The sequence below is a fragment of the Sphingopyxis sp. genome (assembly GCF_041916015.1).
Classification (GTDB): domain Bacteria; phylum Pseudomonadota; class Alphaproteobacteria; order Sphingomonadales; family Sphingomonadaceae; genus Sphingopyxis.
Map to the genome: position 1 here is coordinate 24,888 of NZ_JAYSAH010000075.1, position 16,317 is coordinate 41,204.

Consider the following 16,317-nt stretch of genomic DNA (forward strand, 5'->3'; position numbering starts at 1 on the left):
GGACGCAAGAAATTCGAGGCTCCGGCCAAGTTTACGTTGCGGAATCTGGGCTTTTCCAGCTTTGGGACTCGCCTGATTTTCCGCGACTTTTAGCCACCAACAAGTGACTTGACGCTTTCGTCAACTCGGCGCACCTTGAGGCCATTACAGAGCCCGCCCAAGCGGGCCGTAATCCGGAGATGCCGGCGTATTCCCCGACGCCGGTGGGAGAGGACGATGACCAGCACGGCTGGCAAGAGGGATTACCGCAGGCATCCAGCCGTTTCGGTACGGCGCCCTTTGCCACGTCTGGTTACTGCCCCTCCCCTTTGAGCACAAAAGCGATTTGGGCGGCCCGTAGATGCGGGTTCGAAAAAGGGAGGATGTAGATGAAGTTCAACGGACTGATCGGGTCGTCGGTTCTGGCGATGGCGGTGGCGACACCGGCCTATGCGCAGAATGCGAATGCCGAAAACGAAGGCTATGGCACCGAAATCGTCGTGACCGCACAGCGTCAATCCGAACGCCTGCAGGACGTGCCGATCGCGGTCAGCGCCTTTTCCGCCGAATCCTTGGAAAAGCAGCAGATCGTCAACCCCTCGGCGCTGCAGCAGACGCTCCCCAACGTCACCTTCACCAAGACGAACTTCACGTCATCCAGCTTCACCATCCGCGGCATCGGCGACCTTTGCGTCGGCACCACCTGCGACAGCGCGACCGCGATTCACGTCAACGACATGCCCCTGCTCGGCACCCGCCTGTTCGAAAGCGAATTCTTCGACCTGGAACGCGTCGAAGTGCTGCGCGGCCCGCAGGGGACGCTCTTCGGCCGCAACGCGACATCGGGCGTGGTCAATTTCATCACGGCCAAACCCGACCTTTCGGGTTTCCATGCGGCGGGCGAGTTCGAATATGGCAATTATGATTCGAAGCGCGTGAAGGCGATGGTCAATGTGCCGCTCGGCGACACATTGGGTATTCGCGTTGCCGGCACCTGGCTGAACCGCGATGGTTATACGAAGAACATCTACAACAACACGCGCATCGACGACCGCGATCTCTACGCCGTTCGCGGTTCGCTGACGTGGGAGCCGACCGACGACACGCGCATCGACCTGATCGGCTATTATTTCCACGAAAAGGACAATCGCAGCCGCATCCAGAAACAGCTCTGCCATCGCGACCCGACCGGCGTTCTCGGCTGCCTGCCCGACAAGCTCGCCTATGAGACGCTCAACGGCGACGCCACGCTGGCTGGCCTTCTCACCAGTCGCGAATTCCTGACGGCGGCGGGCCTCGGCGCGCTCGCACCGATCGCGCTCAACAGCATCTATTCCACCGACGGAGACAGCTTCACGGGCGTCGTCAATCCGGCGGACGTCCGAACCGTCCGCATCGACGCTACGCCGACCTATTTTACCGAAGAACAGCAATATACGATGAAGCTGTACCACAACTTCGGCCCGGTGAGCCTGAACCTGACCGGCGGCTATATGAAGAACAGCGTCGATTCGACGTCGGACTACAACCTCGCGGTTCAAAACTCCTATGCCAACAACCCGGGGCTCGCGGTGCTGAACGCCGCCGCCGTTCCGGGCGGCCCGCTGGCAGTGCTCAATAATATGCGCAAGGCTCTCATTCCCAACGGGCCGGGGACGCTGTGCCAGTCGCAGGCGGACCCGAACGGCGTGGGCGTCTATGGCGGCAACACCATCTGCGCCCCGACCAGCCTCGATTTCGACCGCTCACGCGTCGACGTCCGTCAATATTCGGCCGAAGCCCATATCGACAGCTCGTTCGACGGGATGTTCAACTTCCTGCTCGGCGGCATCTATTTCGACAGCAAAGCCACCAATAACGACTATTTCGTCAACAGCTTCGGGCTGGATTATGCCTCGGGCGTTCTGGGCAGCGCGCTCAGCGGCGGAACGGCGTTTGCGGCAACGCCCTTCTACGGCAACAACACCCCGGAATTCCGCCTGAAATCCTACGGCATCTTCGGCGAAACCTATTTCGAGTTCAACGACAAGCTGAAGCTGACGGTCGGCCTCCGCTACAACCATGACAAGAAGACCGTTACCGCACGCACCACCCTGTTCCAGGACACCAAGAGCCGCGTCCTGCTCGGGGCAGGCGGCGCACCGCTGCTGGATCGCGAAGGCAATCAGATCATCACGACGTCGGGCGCCAGCACCAATATCCTGGTTCCCTATGGCTCGACGGATGCCAGCAGCTATCTCAACGACCCCGCTTTCGATTTCGACTCGTCGCGGGCCGGCAATCAGCCGTTCGCGGTCAATACGGTCAGCTTCGGCAAGGTAACCGGCCGCGCGGTGCTGGACTACAAGATCACCGACGACAATCTGATCTATGCTTCCTATTCGCGGGGCTATAAATCGGGCGGTATCAATCCGCCACTGTCGCCGATCTTCGCGGTGCCGACCAGCTTCGCGCCGGAAAAGGTCGATGCCTTCGAAATCGGTTCCAAGAACACCTTCGGCAACGGGCAACTGCGGCTGAATCTCACGGGCTTCTATTATAAATACAAGGGCCTGCAGCTCAGCCGAATCGTCGCCCGCACCTCGGTGAACGACAATATCAATGCCGATATCTATGGCATCGAGGCCGAAGCCGTGATCAGCCCGATCCGGGCGTTCGTCGTCAACGCGAACTTCAGCTATCTGAAGTCGAAGGTGTCGGACGATCGCTTCCTCGCCAATCCGCGCGATCCGTCGGGCGGCCGGTCGGATGCGGTGATCATCAAGGATCTGTTCAACGCCTCCAACTGCGCGATCCGGCCCGCCGCCGGATCGAACGCCACCGCGGCGCAGGTCAATGCCTTCGTCGGCGCGGTCAACGGCGCCCTGGGCCTCCAGGCGCCGACCGCGGTCCCGGGCACCAATACCACCGGCGCGTATTCGGTCTGCTCGATCCTGGCGGCGGCTGCGGCGGGTTCGGTCGGCAGCTTCAACCCGGCCCTCGCTCCGCTGCAAGGACCGCTGCAGGCCGCCTTCAACGGCGGCGCCGCCGGTTCGCTGCCCTTCGTGGTCGATGCCAGCGGGGTGCCGGTCAATGTTCGCGGCAATCGCCTGCCCAATGCGCCGACCTTCAAATGGGCGGTCGGGGCGCAATATACGATCGATGCGGGTGACTGGACGATCGTACCGCGCGCCGATCTCAACTATACCGGCTCGAGCTGGGGGACGATCTTCAACCGGAGCCCGATCGATCGCATCAAGGGCTATGCCGTGATCAACGCGCAGATTCAGGTGAACGCCCCCGACGACCGCTTCTATATCCGCGGTTTCGTCCAGAACCTCGGCAATACCAATGCGACCACCGGCATGTATGTGACCGACCAGTCCTCCGGTCTGTTCACCAACATCTTCACGGTCGAACCGCGGCGCTACGGTGTCGCGGTGGGCGCCAAATTCTAAAAGCCGCCACGGCGGCAACGCCAGAAAACACCCCGGCCTCTCCATCGAGAGGCCGGGGTTTCTTTTATCCGCAAACCGGCGGGCGGAGCGGCAAGCCGCCCCGCCCTGGGTCATCAGAACTTGAAACGGCCGGTCACGCCATAGGTGCGCGGCTGGCTGGGATAGCCCGACACGCTGCCCGACTGGGCGACCGCGTTGAAGATCGTCGTAAGGTACTGCGCGTTGGTGAGGTTGCGGCCCCACACGCCGAGTTCGAAGCCGTTCGTCAGCGCGATGGTGAACGAGGCGTTGAGCTGGTTCACTTCGCGCTTCAGATTCTGCGCGACCGTCGCGGGAAGGCCGAGCAGGCCGTCGACGATCTGCGTCGGGCTTTCATACTGATAGTCGATGTGCGCGATCGCCTTGGTCCCGCCCGCGAATTCGTGCGTATACGTGCCGCCCATCGAGACCGACAGGTCGGGGATGCCCGCGGGCTTCTTGCCCGACAGGTCACCGAACGACGAATTGACGAAACTGTCATACTTCGGATCGAGATAGGTGACCGCCAGCGTCAGGTTCAACCCGCGCGCCGGACGCACCGACCCGTCGAATTCGACACCCCAGGTCGACTGCTTCTCGGCATTGACCAGGTTGAAGCCGGTGCCGCTGAACACGTTCGACTGGAATCCCTTGATCGACTGCTTGAACACCGCAAGATTCAGCGCCGCGACCGACCACTGCGCCTTCAGGCCTGCTTCGTAGACCGTCGATTCCTCGGGCTTCGCGAAGCGCGTGCCCGACACGAGGTTTGGCGTGCCGAGACCGCCCGCGATGATCGCCGGCAGGTCGCTGGCGAGCGGACGGCTGTCGCGCGACAGGTTGACCGAGCTCGCCTTGAAGCCGGTCGCGTAGGTGGCATAAACGTTGACCGTGTCGGTCAGCTTGTACGCGAGACGCGCGCTGTAGCTGAAATCGCCGTCGTTGGTCTTGCCGGGTTCGACGCTGTTCGGAACGTCGAGGAACGGCGGCAGGAACTGGAACGCCTTCAGCGGATTGAGCGGGTTCGCCGCCGGGTTGTTCTGGTTGGCGTTCGCGAAGGCCTGGAACTGCGCGAAGGTCGCTGCGGTTGCCGGGTTGGTCGCGAATGCGAAGACAGCCGCAGGATCGTTCGGATTGACGCCCGCCTGTTGCAGCGCGCCGCCGAGCAGCAGCTGGTTGCGGAACGGCGCATAGGCCGGCGCGTCGAGGTTGATGCCCGAGAAGACGTCGGTGCTCGTCACGTCGGTCGAGAAACGCTTCTTGTCCTTGGTGTAGTTACCGCCAAGCGTCAGCGTCAGGCGATCGGTCACCTCGAAGTCGAGCGTGCCGAAGATCGACCAGGCGGTGTTCTTCATACGATAATATTCATCCATGCCGTCGCCAGCGCGGAAGAAGGAGCCGGCATATTTCGCCGGGTTGCCTTCATAGGCGCCGAGCGCTCCCTCGAGCGTCGGAACACTCAGCGCTCCGCCGCTCGCCGCCTGGATCAGCGCATTGCCATAGGAACGGAAGTCGTCGCCGAAATAGATCTGGCTGTGCTGCTTGATCTTCTCGTTGAAATAATAGCCGCCGACGAGGAAGTTGATCGGGCCGTCAAAATCCGACGCCAGACGCAGTTCCTGCGTGAAGGTGTTGATCGCGGTATCGTCCGACTTCTGCCCGATCAGGTCGGCGCTGGTGAAGTCCGAATCCTGGTTGGTGTTGGCGCGAACCTCGCGATAGGCGCTGATCGAGGTCAGCGACATATTGCCGAGGTCATAGTCGATCTGGCCCGACCCGCCGTAATTCTTGATCAGGTTCGACGACAGGAAATTATTGTAGACGCGGTACGAGAAGGGATTGTTCGCATCGACGCTGGTGCCGCCCGCGAGCGCATTGGTGATCGCGACGGTCGGACCAGCGATGACGTTGCCGGCGATGCAGCAATTCTCGTCGATCTTGTCATAATCGCCGATCAGGCGGATCGAGAGCGCGTCGGTCGGCTCGATGAGCAGCTGGCCGCGCACGCCCCAGCGGTTGCGGTCGTTGACGTCGGTGCCGAGGTTGATGTCCTTGGCATAGCCGTCGCGGCGGTTGTAGTTGCCGCCGAGCGAGAAGGCGATCTTGTCGCTGATCGGGCCGGTGATGTCGCCCTTGATCACGAAGGCGTCGTAATTGCCGTAGCTCGCCTCGACCGAGCCGCCGAATTCATACTGCGGCTTCTGCGTGACGATGCTGATGACGCCCGCCGAGGCGTTCTTGCCGAACAGGGTCGACTGCGGACCGCGCAGCACTTCGATGCGCTCGACGTTCGGAAGGTCGCCGATCTGGGCGGCCGAACGCGAACGATAGACGCCGTCGATGAAGACGCCGACCGAGGGCTCGATGCCGGGGTTGTTCGCGCCGTTGCCGAAGCCGCGGATGATGAAGTTGGTGTTCGCGCTCGACTGGAGCTGCGAGACGCGGAGGCTCGGCACCGCCGACTGCAGGTCGATGAGGTCGCGGATCTGCGCATTCTGAATGTCGGCGGCCGAGGTTACCGAAACCGCGATCGGCGTGTCCTGCAGCGTCTGCGACCGCTTCGACGCGGTGACGATGATGTCGTTGCCATATTCGATGGCATCCGGCGCCGCGGCCGCATCGTCGGCGGGGGCTGCTTCCTGAGCAAAGGCGGGGGTAGCGGCGCACAGCATGGTGGCGCCCAACAATATGTTGCGCAAGGTCATGGTCTCTCTCTCCAAACCGCCGGAACGCGGCCCACTGGGCCTGAGGAGGGAGATGCTCCGGCAGTGACCGGTCGCTCTATCGCCCCGCCCCGCCGCGTCAACGCGCGCGGCGACAAAAGCCCGATTTTCCGTCGCTTAGTGGCCAAAAAGCAACAGTTGACGCTACGGCGCAGCGCGCGAAATCGCCGCAGCGAAGGGGCCTTTATTTCGGGCCGCCCGGTCCCTACAGCTTGGGGCATGAAGGGATTGCCGATCCGTTCGACAGCCATGGCGGCTGTCATGGCGATGCTCTCGGCCTGCGCCGGCGGCAATTTCCGCCCCGTCAGCGACGCGCCGGTCCGCATCGGCCCGCCCTATACGGTGCGCGGGACGACCTATGTCCCCGCCGCCGCGCCGGCCTATGACGCGCTCGGCTATGCAAGCTGGTACGGCAACGAATCCGGCAACCGCACCGCAAACGGCGAACAGTTTCGCCCCGGCTGGATCACCGCCGCGCACACGACGCTGCCGCTGCCGACCTATGTCGAGGTGACCGCACTCGACACCGGCCGCCGGATCCTCGTGCGGGTCAACGACCGCGGCCCGTTCGCGCGGAACGGGCGGATCATCGACCTGTCGCGCGGCGCCGCCGAACAGCTCGGGGTACGCGCGCAAGGCCATGCGCCGGTGCGCGTGCGCCGGGTCGAACCGAACGAAAAGGACCGCAAGCGCCTGCGCGAAGGGAAACCCGCCGCGGCGCTCACCCCGGTCGCGCCCGCGGAACTGCAGCGGCTTCGCACGCGGCTCGCCGCCAACGGTCAATAGAATATCGTATGACGAGGAAGTGGTGCCCGGGGACGGAGTCGAACCGCCGACACTGCGATTTTCAGTCGCATGCTCTACCAACTGAGCTACCCGGGCACGGGCTTCGCAAGGCCGGTCGGCCTGCTGGCGAGCGGCGGCTATAGGCAGGGCTTTCGGTCCTGTCCAGAGCCTTTGTCGCGCTAATTTCGCGCGTCAGCCGCCCGCAAAACGATCGTCGTCGGTGCCGCCGTCGGGGCCTTCGTGCGCGGGCACACGATAGCCTTCGTCGAACCACTGGTTGAGATCGCGGTCACGGCAGCCGCGGCTGCAGAAGGGGCGATATGCCTGCACGCGCGGCTTGCCGCAGAGCGGGCATTTCGCGGGCTTGGCGGGGATTTCACTGGGCATGGCCCGCTCCTTTCACCTGGCCGTCGCGGATCATCTCGACGGGCCGGCCGGTGCGTCTTTCCAGCGCGGCGATCCAGCCGGGATACGCGGCGATATGATCGGCAACGGCCGGGCGCGCGACGAGTTGCAACGCGCCCGCGCCGACCGCGCGCCCGGCCCGACGAAGCAGCAGCGCGGCATCGGTCGCAATCGCATCGAATCGCACCTGCTCGATCAGCGACGGCCGCTCGCGGCGGCGGATGATCTGGAGGAAGCCGAAGCCGTTGATCGCGGTGCGCTCGAACGGCGGCGGCAGCAATTCGTCGATCAGCGCATCGACCGACTGCCGCTCGGCGCGGCCGGGCAGCGAGGGAAAGTCGATCCCGATCGACCCGCCGATGCCGCAGCAGCGGATGACATCCACAGCCGCCGCGCCGCCCGCCCTGGCAAGTGCGAGCGCATCCCCTTCGCCATCGATGTCGATCAGCGTCATCGCCGGGGTGGTATCGACCCACAGCGCGCCGCCGGCGAAGGGGAAATATCCGGTGCGGACTTGGTCGATCAGTTCGGACCAGCCGGCTTCCTCGAGCCGATCCGGGCCTGTGGGCGCAAGCTCGACCAGCGGCAGGCCCGTCGCCGCTATGCGCGCGCGCAGGTCCGAACCGTCCGAAAGCGGTGCATCGACGGCCCGCGCCCGCGCGGGCTTGTCGCGCCCGCGTTCGCGCAGCGCCATGCGGACGATCTCGACGGTCAGCGTCGCGCCGATCGAGGTTCCCGGCGGCACCGAAGAAATCGCCGCCACCGGCTCACCCGGCAGGTCGAGCGTCACGAGCGCTCCCTTCCCCGCCTCGACGAGCCGCGCCGCGACGACCGCGCCGACGCGCGACCCCTCACCGTCGCGTTCGATCCGCGCCTCGACGATGCGACCGTCCTCGACGAGCGCGGCGCGACGCTCGCCGATGCCCGCCTCGTAAAGCCATTCAGCCAAGCGGCACCCCGGCGGCGCTCAGCAGTGCGCGCGTCTCGAACAAAGGCAGGCCGACGACGTTCGAATGGCTGCCCGACAGGAAGCGGACGAACACCTCGGCGCGGCCCTGGATCGCATAGCCGCCCGCCTTGCCCATCCCCTCGCCGCTTTCGACATACCAGTCGATCTCGGCGGCGCTCAGCGGCTTGAAGGCGACGATCGTGTCGGCAACGCGCACGCGCGGCTTGCCGTCGGCGCCGACGACGCAAACCCCCGACCAGACGTGATGACGCCGCCCCGACAGCAGCCCGAGCATCCGGCGGAGGTCCACCTCGTCGATGGGCTTTTCGAGGATGCGGCGGCCGACCGCGACCGTGGTGTCGCCCGCGAGAACGACCTCGCCCGGCGCGCGCTCGACCGCGAGCGCCTTGGTCTCGGCCAGCCGCGCGACATAAGCGCGCGGCAGTTCGCCTTTCAGCGGCGTTTCATCGATGTCGGGAGCCGCGACGCGTGCCGGCGCCAGGCCGATCCGCGCCAGCAATTCACGCCGGCGCGGCGAGGTCGAAGCGAGAACCAGTTTTCGCATGGGCGCGGGATGTTTTACCGCGCCGCTCACTTGAAGCGATAGGTGATCCGACCCTTGGTCAGGTCATAGGGGGTGAGCTCGACGAGCACTTCGTCGCCCACCAGCACGCGGATGCGGTTCTTGCGCATCTTGCCGGCCGTATGGCCCAGAATCTCGTGGTCGTTTTCCAGCTTCACGCGGAACATCGCGTTGGGGAGCAGTTCGACCACCTGGCCGCGCATTTCCAGAAGTTCTTCTTTGGCCATCTATCCTCTAGGAGCTCATAATATCAGGATGCGCGCCCATAACGCCAATCGGCGCCAATTGAAAGCAATCTGTCACAGGAGCGCTCCGAGACATTTGAATGAAAAGATTCGCGCGGAGACGCGGAGGCGCGGAGGGGTTTGCGTGGGCCGGCATGCCCCTTATCCTTTCGACGATGCGGCATGACGCGATACGAAAAAAGAATGCCGCCGCGCGGCTGGCGCGACCGCTCCGCGCCTCCGCGTCTCCGCGCGAACCTATGACACCAGCCGCAACTTCCGCGCCACCCGCCAGCCCACCGTCTTCGCCCAGGCATAGCTTGGCCAGCGCGGCGGCATCGCGGGGTTCATCCCCATGCGGCGAAGCGCGGCGTTGGCGGCGTGGGCTTCGGACTCGCGATAGCTCCACTCGCTGCGCCAGGTGATCGACAGCGAGATCGACGGCGCATCGCCGTTGGCAACGAAATGCGGCGCCATCACCGGCATCAGCACCGCGTCGCCGGGTCCCAGCGGCACCTGCTCAGCGCCCTCGCGATAGCTTTCCTCCCACGGCAGGTTGCGGTGCCCGCCGGTGTGATAGCGCTCGTGCTCGATGCGATGCGCGAAGCGCTCGTCGCCCGCGGGCCAGACGTTCATCGTCTTCGTGCCGCGCAGCTGCAGCAGGATATTATGCTCGGGGTCGAAGTGGAACGGCGTGATCGACCCCGGCGAGGAAATGAAGACGAACCCCTGCGGCGTCAGCATCGCCCCGGTGCGCGGCTCGACCACCGATTGAAGTTCACCGAGCAGGTTCATCAGCAGCGCGCGATAGGCAGGCTCGCTCTCGATATTCTTGAGCACCGCCCAGCTGCGATTGCTGTCGATCGTGCGGATCGTCTCGCCGATCGACAGGCCGTTCGAGGGCACATCCTCGGGCCGGATCCCGATCGGCACGTCGCCGGGATTATATTCGACCTGTCCCTCCGGCAGCCTCTCGCCGAGCGTCGCGAGCGCTTCGAGCGACAGCAAGGGATGGTCGGGAAGCCGGTGGTGGAGCAGCCCCGCCGCCGCGGGATAGAGCGCCGCCATCCGCGCGAGCGTTTCGGCCGGAAAGACGCGCTGCTCGATGGTCGGTTCGGCCGTCATGGCGTTTGCAATTCCTCATGCTCCACGGGCGCGGGACGTTTCCAGCGCCGCCAGAGTTTCTCCGCCCCGGCCAGCGCCCGGAAACGCAGCCGGTCGGCGCCGCGCGCGAGCGGGACGTTGACCCAGACGAGGCGCCGGCGCTCGCGCCAGACGCTGTCGATCATCGGATGCCCCGGCGCGGCGCAACTGTCGACCCACTCGATGCGCGGATCGCCCAGCAGGTCGAGGTTCGCCTGCTGCAGCAGCACGCCGGGCGAGAAGCGCGCATAATCCTCGTCGAACGCGGTCTTGAACGAAAAGCCGCCCGGCGGGCAGAGGAAGCTGACGAGCATCGCGAGCGGCCGGTCGTTGAGCGCAAGCACGCGCATGTCGAGCTTCCCCGCCGCCGCGGCGCCCGCGACGATCGCGCGGAACCAGGCCTCGGTATCGCCATGGCTCGCGAGCGCCGATCCCGCGCGCCCCTTCCAGCCGCGCGCCTCGAGGTCGAGAAAGGCATCGATCCACGGCTCGACCGCCTCGCTCGCCTGCCAGCGGCGAAACGACACGCGCCCTTCTTCGGACAGCCGGTTCGCCTGGCGGCGAAGCTCCTTGCGCTTCTTGCCGCGCACCGCCGCCTCCCAATAGGCGTCGGGCGACAGGTCGCTTTCGAGCAGCGCGCGTTCCTCGCGGTGGACGATTTCGGCCGCGCCGCCGCGCAGCCGCGCGACCTCGGCGAGCGCCTTGTGCAGCGGTCCGTCCTCGGTCAGCCGCGCCGTCTGGAGCAGCGTATGCGCCCAGCCCGCCGCGTCGCACCAGCCGAGCAGGATCGACCAGAACAGCGGTTCCATTTCCGCGCGCACCAGCGGCGCGCCGTGGAAATGATTGGGATGCGCCCAGCCGGTCACGTGCCGCAACGGCAGGCGGCCATATTTCGCCGCGGGCGCCAGCGGCATCACTCCGATCAGCGGCCCGTCGCTATCGGCCTGCACCATCACCAGCCGCGCCTGCCGCTCGGGGTCGAGCAGGTGCAGCGCCGATTGCAGGCACCAGCGCTCGGCAAACGGATTGGGCTCGCTCGCCTCATGCGCGAGCCCGTCCCACGCCGCGGCGAGGCCGTCGGAGAGCGCCAGCGGATCGGCGATCCGCACGGTCAGCGGCGCGGCGCCGGATTGGACCGGAAAGGCTGGATGAACCGTCATCGGCAGCGAGCCTAGCAGCGAAGCGTTAAGAGGGCGTGGCGATTCGTCTAAGCCTTCCATCATCCTCCGCATACCGAAATGGCCGGTTCCGGCCGGGAGTTGCCGCACTCTCTCCCTTCGTCATTCCCGCGAAAGCGGGAACCCAGTGTGGGGTCGGCCGACGCATGCTCTGGGTCCCCGCTTTCGCGGGGATGACGAAGTAAAGAAAGGGCAGCGTCCGCTTCCCACCCCAAGCCAGCCATCAGGCCTCAAATCCCGAACAGCTTCGCCAGCGACTTTTCGAGCATGAAGAATTGCCAGATCAGCCGCCCGTGATCCCGGCGGCCCGACTGGTGTGCGGCGACGATGCGCTCGATCTCGGCCATGTCGAACCAGCCCGAGCGCGCGAGCGTCGAGGAGGTCGCGAGCGCCTTCGCCTGCTCCACCAGCGGCCCGCGGAACCACGCCGACACCGGCGTCACGAACCCCATCTTGGGGCGATAGAGGATGTCGTGCGGCAAATAGCGTTCCATCGCCTTCTTGAGGATCGCCTTGCCCGTCCCGCCGTGGACGCGCATCGACGCGGGCAGGCTCGCGGCGAATTCGATCAGGCGATAGTCGAGCAGCGGCTCGCGCGCCTCGAGGCTGACCGCCATGCTCATCCGGTCGGTCTTGGTCAGAATGTCGCCGGGCAGCCAGATTTTGAGGTCGGCATATTGCGCGCGGTCGAGCGGCTCGGCGGCAGGCGCCTCGGCCATCGCCTTCCAGTAGCGCGCCTCGCCGACATGGTCGCCGAGCGCATGGACCGCGGCATCGTTGAACAGCCGCGCGCGCTGCGCCGGCCCGGTCACCCCGACCGCCTCGGCATAGCCTTCCGCCCCGCTCTTCGACAGGCTCGCCAGCGTCGCGCGCGCGCGCAAGGGACGCGGCGCCCAGTCCATCTGCGGCCAGACGCGCGCCAGCGGCCCGAACAGCCCCTTGCGCAGGAAACGCGGGATCATCCCGCGCAGCCGTTCCTCCTGATGCTGGAAGACGAGGCGGCGGTATCCGGCGAACGCTTCGTCGGCACCGTCGCCCGAGAGCGCGACGGTCACTTGCTCGCGCGCGAGTTCGCAGACGCGGTAGGTCGGGAGCGCGCTCGCGTCGGCGAAGGGCTCGTCGAACATGTCGGCGATCCGGTCGATCAGCGCGAAATCGCCCGCGGCGACGGTGCGGGTGCGATGGTCGGTCGCGAAGCGCTCGGCGATCTGCTGCGCATAGGCCGTCTCGTCGAGCGCCGCCTGGTCGAAGCCGATCGTGCAGGTCTTGACCGCCTTCGCGCTCGCTTCGGCCATCAAGGCGACGACCGCGCTGCTGTCCACTCCGCCCGACAGGAAGGCGCCGAGCGGCACGTCGGCAACCATCCGGTCGGTGACGGCAGCGCGCATCAGGTGGATCAGATGCTCGGCCGCCTCGCCTTCGCTCGCGCGGACCCGCTTCGAGAAATCGGGCGCCCACCAGCGCGTCGGCGCGGGAACGGGCTTGCCGCGTTCGAGGAGCAGATAATGGCCCGCGGGCAATTTCTCGACCCCCGCGACGATGCAATTATCGTCGGGGACGTAACCGAGCGCGAGGAAGTCCTCGACCGCCGCCAGATTGGCCTCCTGCCGGAGCAGCGGGTGGCGGAGCAGCCCCTTCAGTTCCGACGCGAAGGCGATCGAGCCGTCCGACAGGCGGACATGATGAAGCGGCTTCACCCCCAGCCGGTCGCGCGCGAGGAACAGGCAGCCGCGCGCATGATCGTGGATCGCAAAGGCGAACATGCCGTTGAGACGCGACAGGCATTCGACGCCCCATTGCCGCCACGCCGCGATGATCACCTCGGTATCGCCGTTGGTGCGAAAGCGGTGGCCGCGGTCCTCGAGCTCGGCGCGCAGTTCGCGGAAATTATAGATTTCGCCATTGTAGGTAAGCGTCACCGCTTCGTCGTCGCTCGCCATCGGCTGCGGGCTTCCCGCGATGTCGATGATCGAGAGACGGAGATGGCCGAGCCCGACCCCCGGCGCGATCCAGTCGCCCGACCCGTCGGGACCGCGATGGCTCATCGGATGGAGCATCGCGCGAACCCGCGCGGGATCGACCGGCTTCGCCGTTTCGAGATGATAAATTCCGGCGATCCCACACATATAGGAAACGTTCCTAGCGTAGTTTCAGAGCGCGGTCAGCCATTGCCTGCGCTCCGCCCGACGCGGAAACGAAAGCGGTGATCGCATCGCGGCCGCCCGCGCCCTCCTCGCTCGACACGATCAGCGACAGCGCGCGAGGGTCGCCGCCGAACAGCCGCGCCTTCAAGCCGGCAAGCTTGGCTCCCCGTGCACTCCCTGTCGCGCGGCCATCGACGACATACCAGCTCGCCGCGTCGCGCAGCACCGGGCCCGGATGGAGCAGCCGGTCGGTCTTGCCGCCATCGACCGGCGGCAGCGCCGCACTCCACGCCCATTTGCTGTCGGGATCGACCGCGCCCTGCCCGTAAGCGACGACCTCGCGACCCTCGTCCTGCCGTTCATAACCGCCGATCGCGACGGTAACGCGGCGCCCCTTCGCATCGGTGAAATCGCGCGCGAGCCGCTGGTCGGCGCCGTCGAAGCGCGGCATCCACCCCCGCTGCTCCGACGAGGCGGCGCTCCATCCCGCCGGGGCCGCGACCGCCATCGTCGCGGGCAGCGGCGCCGCGCGCCCGCCGATGAGCCAGCCCCACGCGGCGAAGAGCAAGGGCAGCGCGAGTGCCGCGGGCAGGACGAGCTTCGCAGCCCCCCCGTGCCGCGGCAGTCCGTCGAGCCCCGCCACATCGACCGCAGCGTCGTTCGCGGGCCGGTCGAACCAGCGCCGCGCGACGAGCATGATGAGCAGGATGACGAGCCCGAAGAAGATCCAGCCGTAAAAGACATGGTCGATCCCGCTCGCGCGCTCGATCCCCCAAATTTCGGCGGCGGCCATCGTGCCATAAGCGCGCAGCGCGTTGGCGAGCACCGTCGTCGCGAGCGCGAGCGCCACGAAGGCGATCCGCCGCGTCCAGCTTCGGAAACAGAGGTGCGCCGCAAACACCGAATAAGCGAGCATCGCAATCAGGAAATTGACCCCCGAACAGGCCTCGGCGACCTCGAAGAAGCCCGCGCGGGTGGTGATGAACACCCCCTCGATCTCGGCGGCGATTCCCGACAGATGGAGCAGGACGATGCTGATCCTCGCGGTGATCGTCTGGAGCAAAGGCACCAGTTCCTCGCCGAACGGCACGAGCAGCAGCGCATAGCCGAGCGGAAAGAGCAGCCCGCGCACGAGCTTTTCGCCGAGCGCGACGCCGACCGCCCCTTGCAGCATCAGCACGAGTCCGAACTGCCGGAACAGCCCGACCCCCGCCGCCTCGCCGACCAGCCAGACCAGCCCCGCCCCCGCCATCCAGACCAGCGCGGGCCACCAATATGCCGGCGTCAGCGGCTTCAGCAGCGCGGTCCGCTGCGACACCAGCCAGCCGATCATCGGCACCATCAGCAGGCAGTGGGTGAAGGTCGAGCTGTGCCACCAGATGCCGGCCATGTCAGCGGCATCGGCGTGAAAGATCGCAAGGATCGCCGCCCACAGGCCCGCTAGTGCCGAAAGATGCCGCTGCCAGCGCGTCACCCGTCCAGCCCCAGCAGTTCGGCAAGCGGCGCGAGCCGCGCGTCCCAGCCGTAGCGCGCGATCATCCGCCCGCGCGCCGCCTTGCCCATCACGGCGGCGGCAGCGGGATCGTCGAACAGCCGGACGACCGCCGCGGCCATCGCCTCGGCACCGTCGGCAACGAGCAGATGCTCGCCGTCCGCCGCGTCGATTCCGGTCGCGGCGGCGGCGCTCGCGACCACGGGGCGCGCCATCGCCATCGCTTCGAGCAGCTTGTTCTGCACCCCGCGCGCGAGCAGCAGCGGCGCGACGACGGCTTCCGCCGCGGCAAGCCAGGGCCGCACATCGGGCACCTCGCCGGTGACGGTGACGCCGGGCAGCGCGCCGAGCGCGCGCACCTCCTCGGTCGGCGCGCGCCCCACGATCGCGAAGCGCGCAGTCGGATGCTGCTTGCGGATCAACGGAAAAATGTCGGCGACGAACCAGTGCACCGCATCGATGTTCGGGCGATAGTCCATCTGGCCGGTGAACACCGCAAGCGGTCCCTCGCCCTCGCCTGCCCTGTCGAACGACAGGGCAGGATCGAAGCGATCGGTGTCGATGCCATTCTCGACCGCAAAGACGATATCGCCGCCGAGCCCGCTCCGTTCGCGGAACAAGGCCGCCTCGGCCTCGCTGACGAAGAGGCTCGCATCGACCTTGCGCGCGACCTCGGCCTCGAACGCCGCCAGCTTTTTCGCCTCACGCGCATGAACCCAGTTCAGCGGCTGGCGCTTGTCCTGCTCAGCATAGGTGGCGAACTTCGCCGAATCGACATCGACGAAATCCATGATCACCGGCCCGTCGAAGCGCGCCGGCAGATATTGCGCCATCTGGCCCGAAAAGGCGACGATATGGGTGACGGTCCCCAGCGCGAGCAGCGCGCCGACATGTTCGGCCAGTGCGGCATTGCGGAACAGCCGGTTCGACACCGGCTCACCGCGCAGCACCGCCTGCACCAGCGCGGCGGAACGCGAAACCTTGCGCACTTCGATGCACAGACTCTTGCAAAGCGGGCCCATCTTGGCGCGCGCCGCCGCCGCATCGGCCGCATTGTCGGCGAGCGCCGCGACATGCACCGGCGCGAGCTTCGCCAACGCCTCGAACATGTGCCAGCTGCGGATGCGGTCGCCGCGGTCGGGCGGCCATGGCGCACGGTGGGCGAGGAAGAGGATTTCCGCCATCGCTTTACCCCGTCATTGCGGCCCCGGACTTGATCCGGGGGGAAGCAATCCAGAGCGGTTTACGCCACTCTG

12 protein-coding genes and 1 tRNA gene are annotated in these 16,317 nt (G+C 66.3%); 2 read left to right on the top strand and 11 right to left on the bottom strand.

All coding sequences use genetic code 11. The features are described 5' to 3' along the window. The first annotated feature begins 368 nt into the window (after positions 1 to 368). Positions 369 to 3,416 carry a TonB-dependent receptor gene (locus tag ACE3SL_RS10700; RefSeq protein WP_374525726.1) on the top strand — a complete coding sequence of 1,016 codons (3,048 nt, stop codon included), beginning with the start codon at positions 369 to 371 and terminating at the stop codon, positions 3,414 to 3,416. Positions 3,417 to 3,529: 113 nt separating this feature from the next. Here the strand turns inward: ACE3SL_RS10700 and ACE3SL_RS10705 are convergent, their stop codons facing one another. After that, entirely contained in the window at positions 3,530 to 6,139 is a 2,610-nt protein-coding gene (locus ACE3SL_RS10705; RefSeq protein ID WP_374525727.1) for a TonB-dependent receptor, read from the bottom strand. Between the two features lie 267 nt (positions 6,140 to 6,406). On the opposite strand from ACE3SL_RS10705, the gene ACE3SL_RS10710 reads away from it, so the two are divergent. Continuing rightward, positions 6,407 to 6,943, top strand: coding sequence for a septal ring lytic transglycosylase RlpA family protein (locus ACE3SL_RS10710; RefSeq protein WP_374525728.1), 537 nt, complete (start codon positions 6,407 to 6,409; stop codon positions 6,941 to 6,943). Positions 6,944 to 6,963: 20 nt separating this feature from the next. Here ACE3SL_RS10710 and ACE3SL_RS10715 read toward each other — a convergent pair. From ACE3SL_RS10715 to ACE3SL_RS10760, 10 genes are all read right to left on the bottom strand, one after another. Beyond that, positions 6,964 to 7,039 (bottom strand) — tRNA-Phe (locus tag ACE3SL_RS10715). A gap of 96 nt (positions 7,040 to 7,135) precedes the next feature. After that, positions 7,136 to 7,330, bottom strand: coding sequence for a DNA gyrase inhibitor YacG (locus tag ACE3SL_RS10720; protein ID WP_374525729.1), 195 nt, complete (start codon positions 7,328 to 7,330; stop codon positions 7,136 to 7,138). Beyond that, positions 7,320 to 8,297, bottom strand: a complete 978-nt coding sequence (locus tag ACE3SL_RS10725; RefSeq protein WP_374525730.1) for a ribonuclease — start codon at positions 8,295 to 8,297, stop codon at positions 7,320 to 7,322. Before ACE3SL_RS10725 ends, ACE3SL_RS10720 begins: the two co-directional genes overlap by 11 nt. Next, positions 8,290 to 8,862: a nucleoside triphosphate pyrophosphatase gene (locus ACE3SL_RS10730; RefSeq protein ID WP_374525731.1), complete on the bottom strand. Its 573-nt coding sequence runs from the start codon at positions 8,860 to 8,862 to the stop codon at positions 8,290 to 8,292. Before ACE3SL_RS10730 ends, ACE3SL_RS10725 begins: the two co-directional genes overlap by 8 nt. A 26-nt stretch (positions 8,863 to 8,888) precedes the next feature. Then, entirely contained in the window at positions 8,889 to 9,107 is a 219-nt protein-coding gene (infA, locus tag ACE3SL_RS10735; protein ID WP_010162480.1) for a translation initiation factor IF-1, read from the bottom strand. Between the two features lie 255 nt (positions 9,108 to 9,362). After that, the gene (locus ACE3SL_RS10740; RefSeq protein ID WP_374525732.1) at positions 9,363 to 10,229 is read right to left on the bottom strand and encodes a cupin-like domain-containing protein; all 867 of its coding nucleotides are present in this window, start codon (positions 10,227 to 10,229) and stop codon (positions 9,363 to 9,365) included. Next, positions 10,226 to 11,407: a GNAT family N-acetyltransferase gene (locus ACE3SL_RS10745; RefSeq protein ID WP_374525733.1), complete on the bottom strand. Its 1,182-nt coding sequence runs from the start codon at positions 11,405 to 11,407 to the stop codon at positions 10,226 to 10,228. Before ACE3SL_RS10745 ends, ACE3SL_RS10740 begins: the two co-directional genes overlap by 4 nt. Before the next feature lie 248 nt (positions 11,408 to 11,655). Continuing rightward, complete coding sequence (locus tag ACE3SL_RS10750) at positions 11,656 to 13,551, bottom strand: XrtA/PEP-CTERM system amidotransferase (protein ID WP_374525734.1); 1,896 nt, start codon at positions 13,549 to 13,551, stop codon at positions 11,656 to 11,658. 13 nt (positions 13,552 to 13,564) lie between these two features. Then, the gene (gene xrtA / locus ACE3SL_RS10755; RefSeq protein ID WP_374525735.1) at positions 13,565 to 15,043 is read right to left on the bottom strand and encodes an exosortase A; all 1,479 of its coding nucleotides are present in this window, start codon (positions 15,041 to 15,043) and stop codon (positions 13,565 to 13,567) included. Next, entirely contained in the window at positions 15,040 to 16,245 is a 1,206-nt protein-coding gene (locus tag ACE3SL_RS10760) for a TIGR03087 family PEP-CTERM/XrtA system glycosyltransferase (RefSeq protein ID WP_374525736.1), read from the bottom strand. The genes xrtA and ACE3SL_RS10760 overlap by 4 nt, the downstream gene beginning before the upstream one ends. Between the last annotated feature and the right edge of the window lie 72 nt (positions 16,246 to 16,317).

Bases quoted from the DNA above. Each gene is read 5' to 3' on its own strand.
- ACE3SL_RS10700 (WP_374525726.1), top strand. From the start codon at position 369: ATGAAGTTCAACGGACTGATCGGGTCGTCGGTTCTGGCGATGGCGGTG.
- ACE3SL_RS10705 (WP_374525727.1), bottom strand. From the start codon at position 6,139: ATGACCTTGCGCAACATATTGTTGGGCGCCACCATGCTGTGCGCCGCT.
- ACE3SL_RS10710 (WP_374525728.1), top strand. From the start codon at position 6,407: ATGGCGGCTGTCATGGCGATGCTCTCGGCCTGCGCCGGCGGCAATTTC.
- ACE3SL_RS10720 (WP_374525729.1), bottom strand. From the start codon at position 7,330: ATGCCCAGTGAAATCCCCGCCAAGCCCGCGAAATGCCCGCTCTGCGGC.
- ACE3SL_RS10730 (WP_374525731.1), bottom strand. From the start codon at position 8,862: ATGCGAAAACTGGTTCTCGCTTCGACCTCGCCGCGCCGGCGTGAATTG.
- infA (WP_010162480.1), bottom strand. From the start codon at position 9,107: ATGGCCAAAGAAGAACTTCTGGAAATGCGCGGCCAGGTGGTCGAACTG.
- ACE3SL_RS10740 (WP_374525732.1), bottom strand. From the start codon at position 10,229: ATGACGGCCGAACCGACCATCGAGCAGCGCGTCTTTCCGGCCGAAACG.
- ACE3SL_RS10745 (WP_374525733.1), bottom strand. From the start codon at position 11,407: ATGACGGTTCATCCAGCCTTTCCGGTCCAATCCGGCGCCGCGCCGCTG.
- ACE3SL_RS10750 (WP_374525734.1), bottom strand. From the start codon at position 13,551: ATGTGTGGGATCGCCGGAATTTATCATCTCGAAACGGCGAAGCCGGTC.
- ACE3SL_RS10760 (WP_374525736.1), bottom strand. From the start codon at position 16,245: ATGGCGGAAATCCTCTTCCTCGCCCACCGTGCGCCATGGCCGCCCGAC.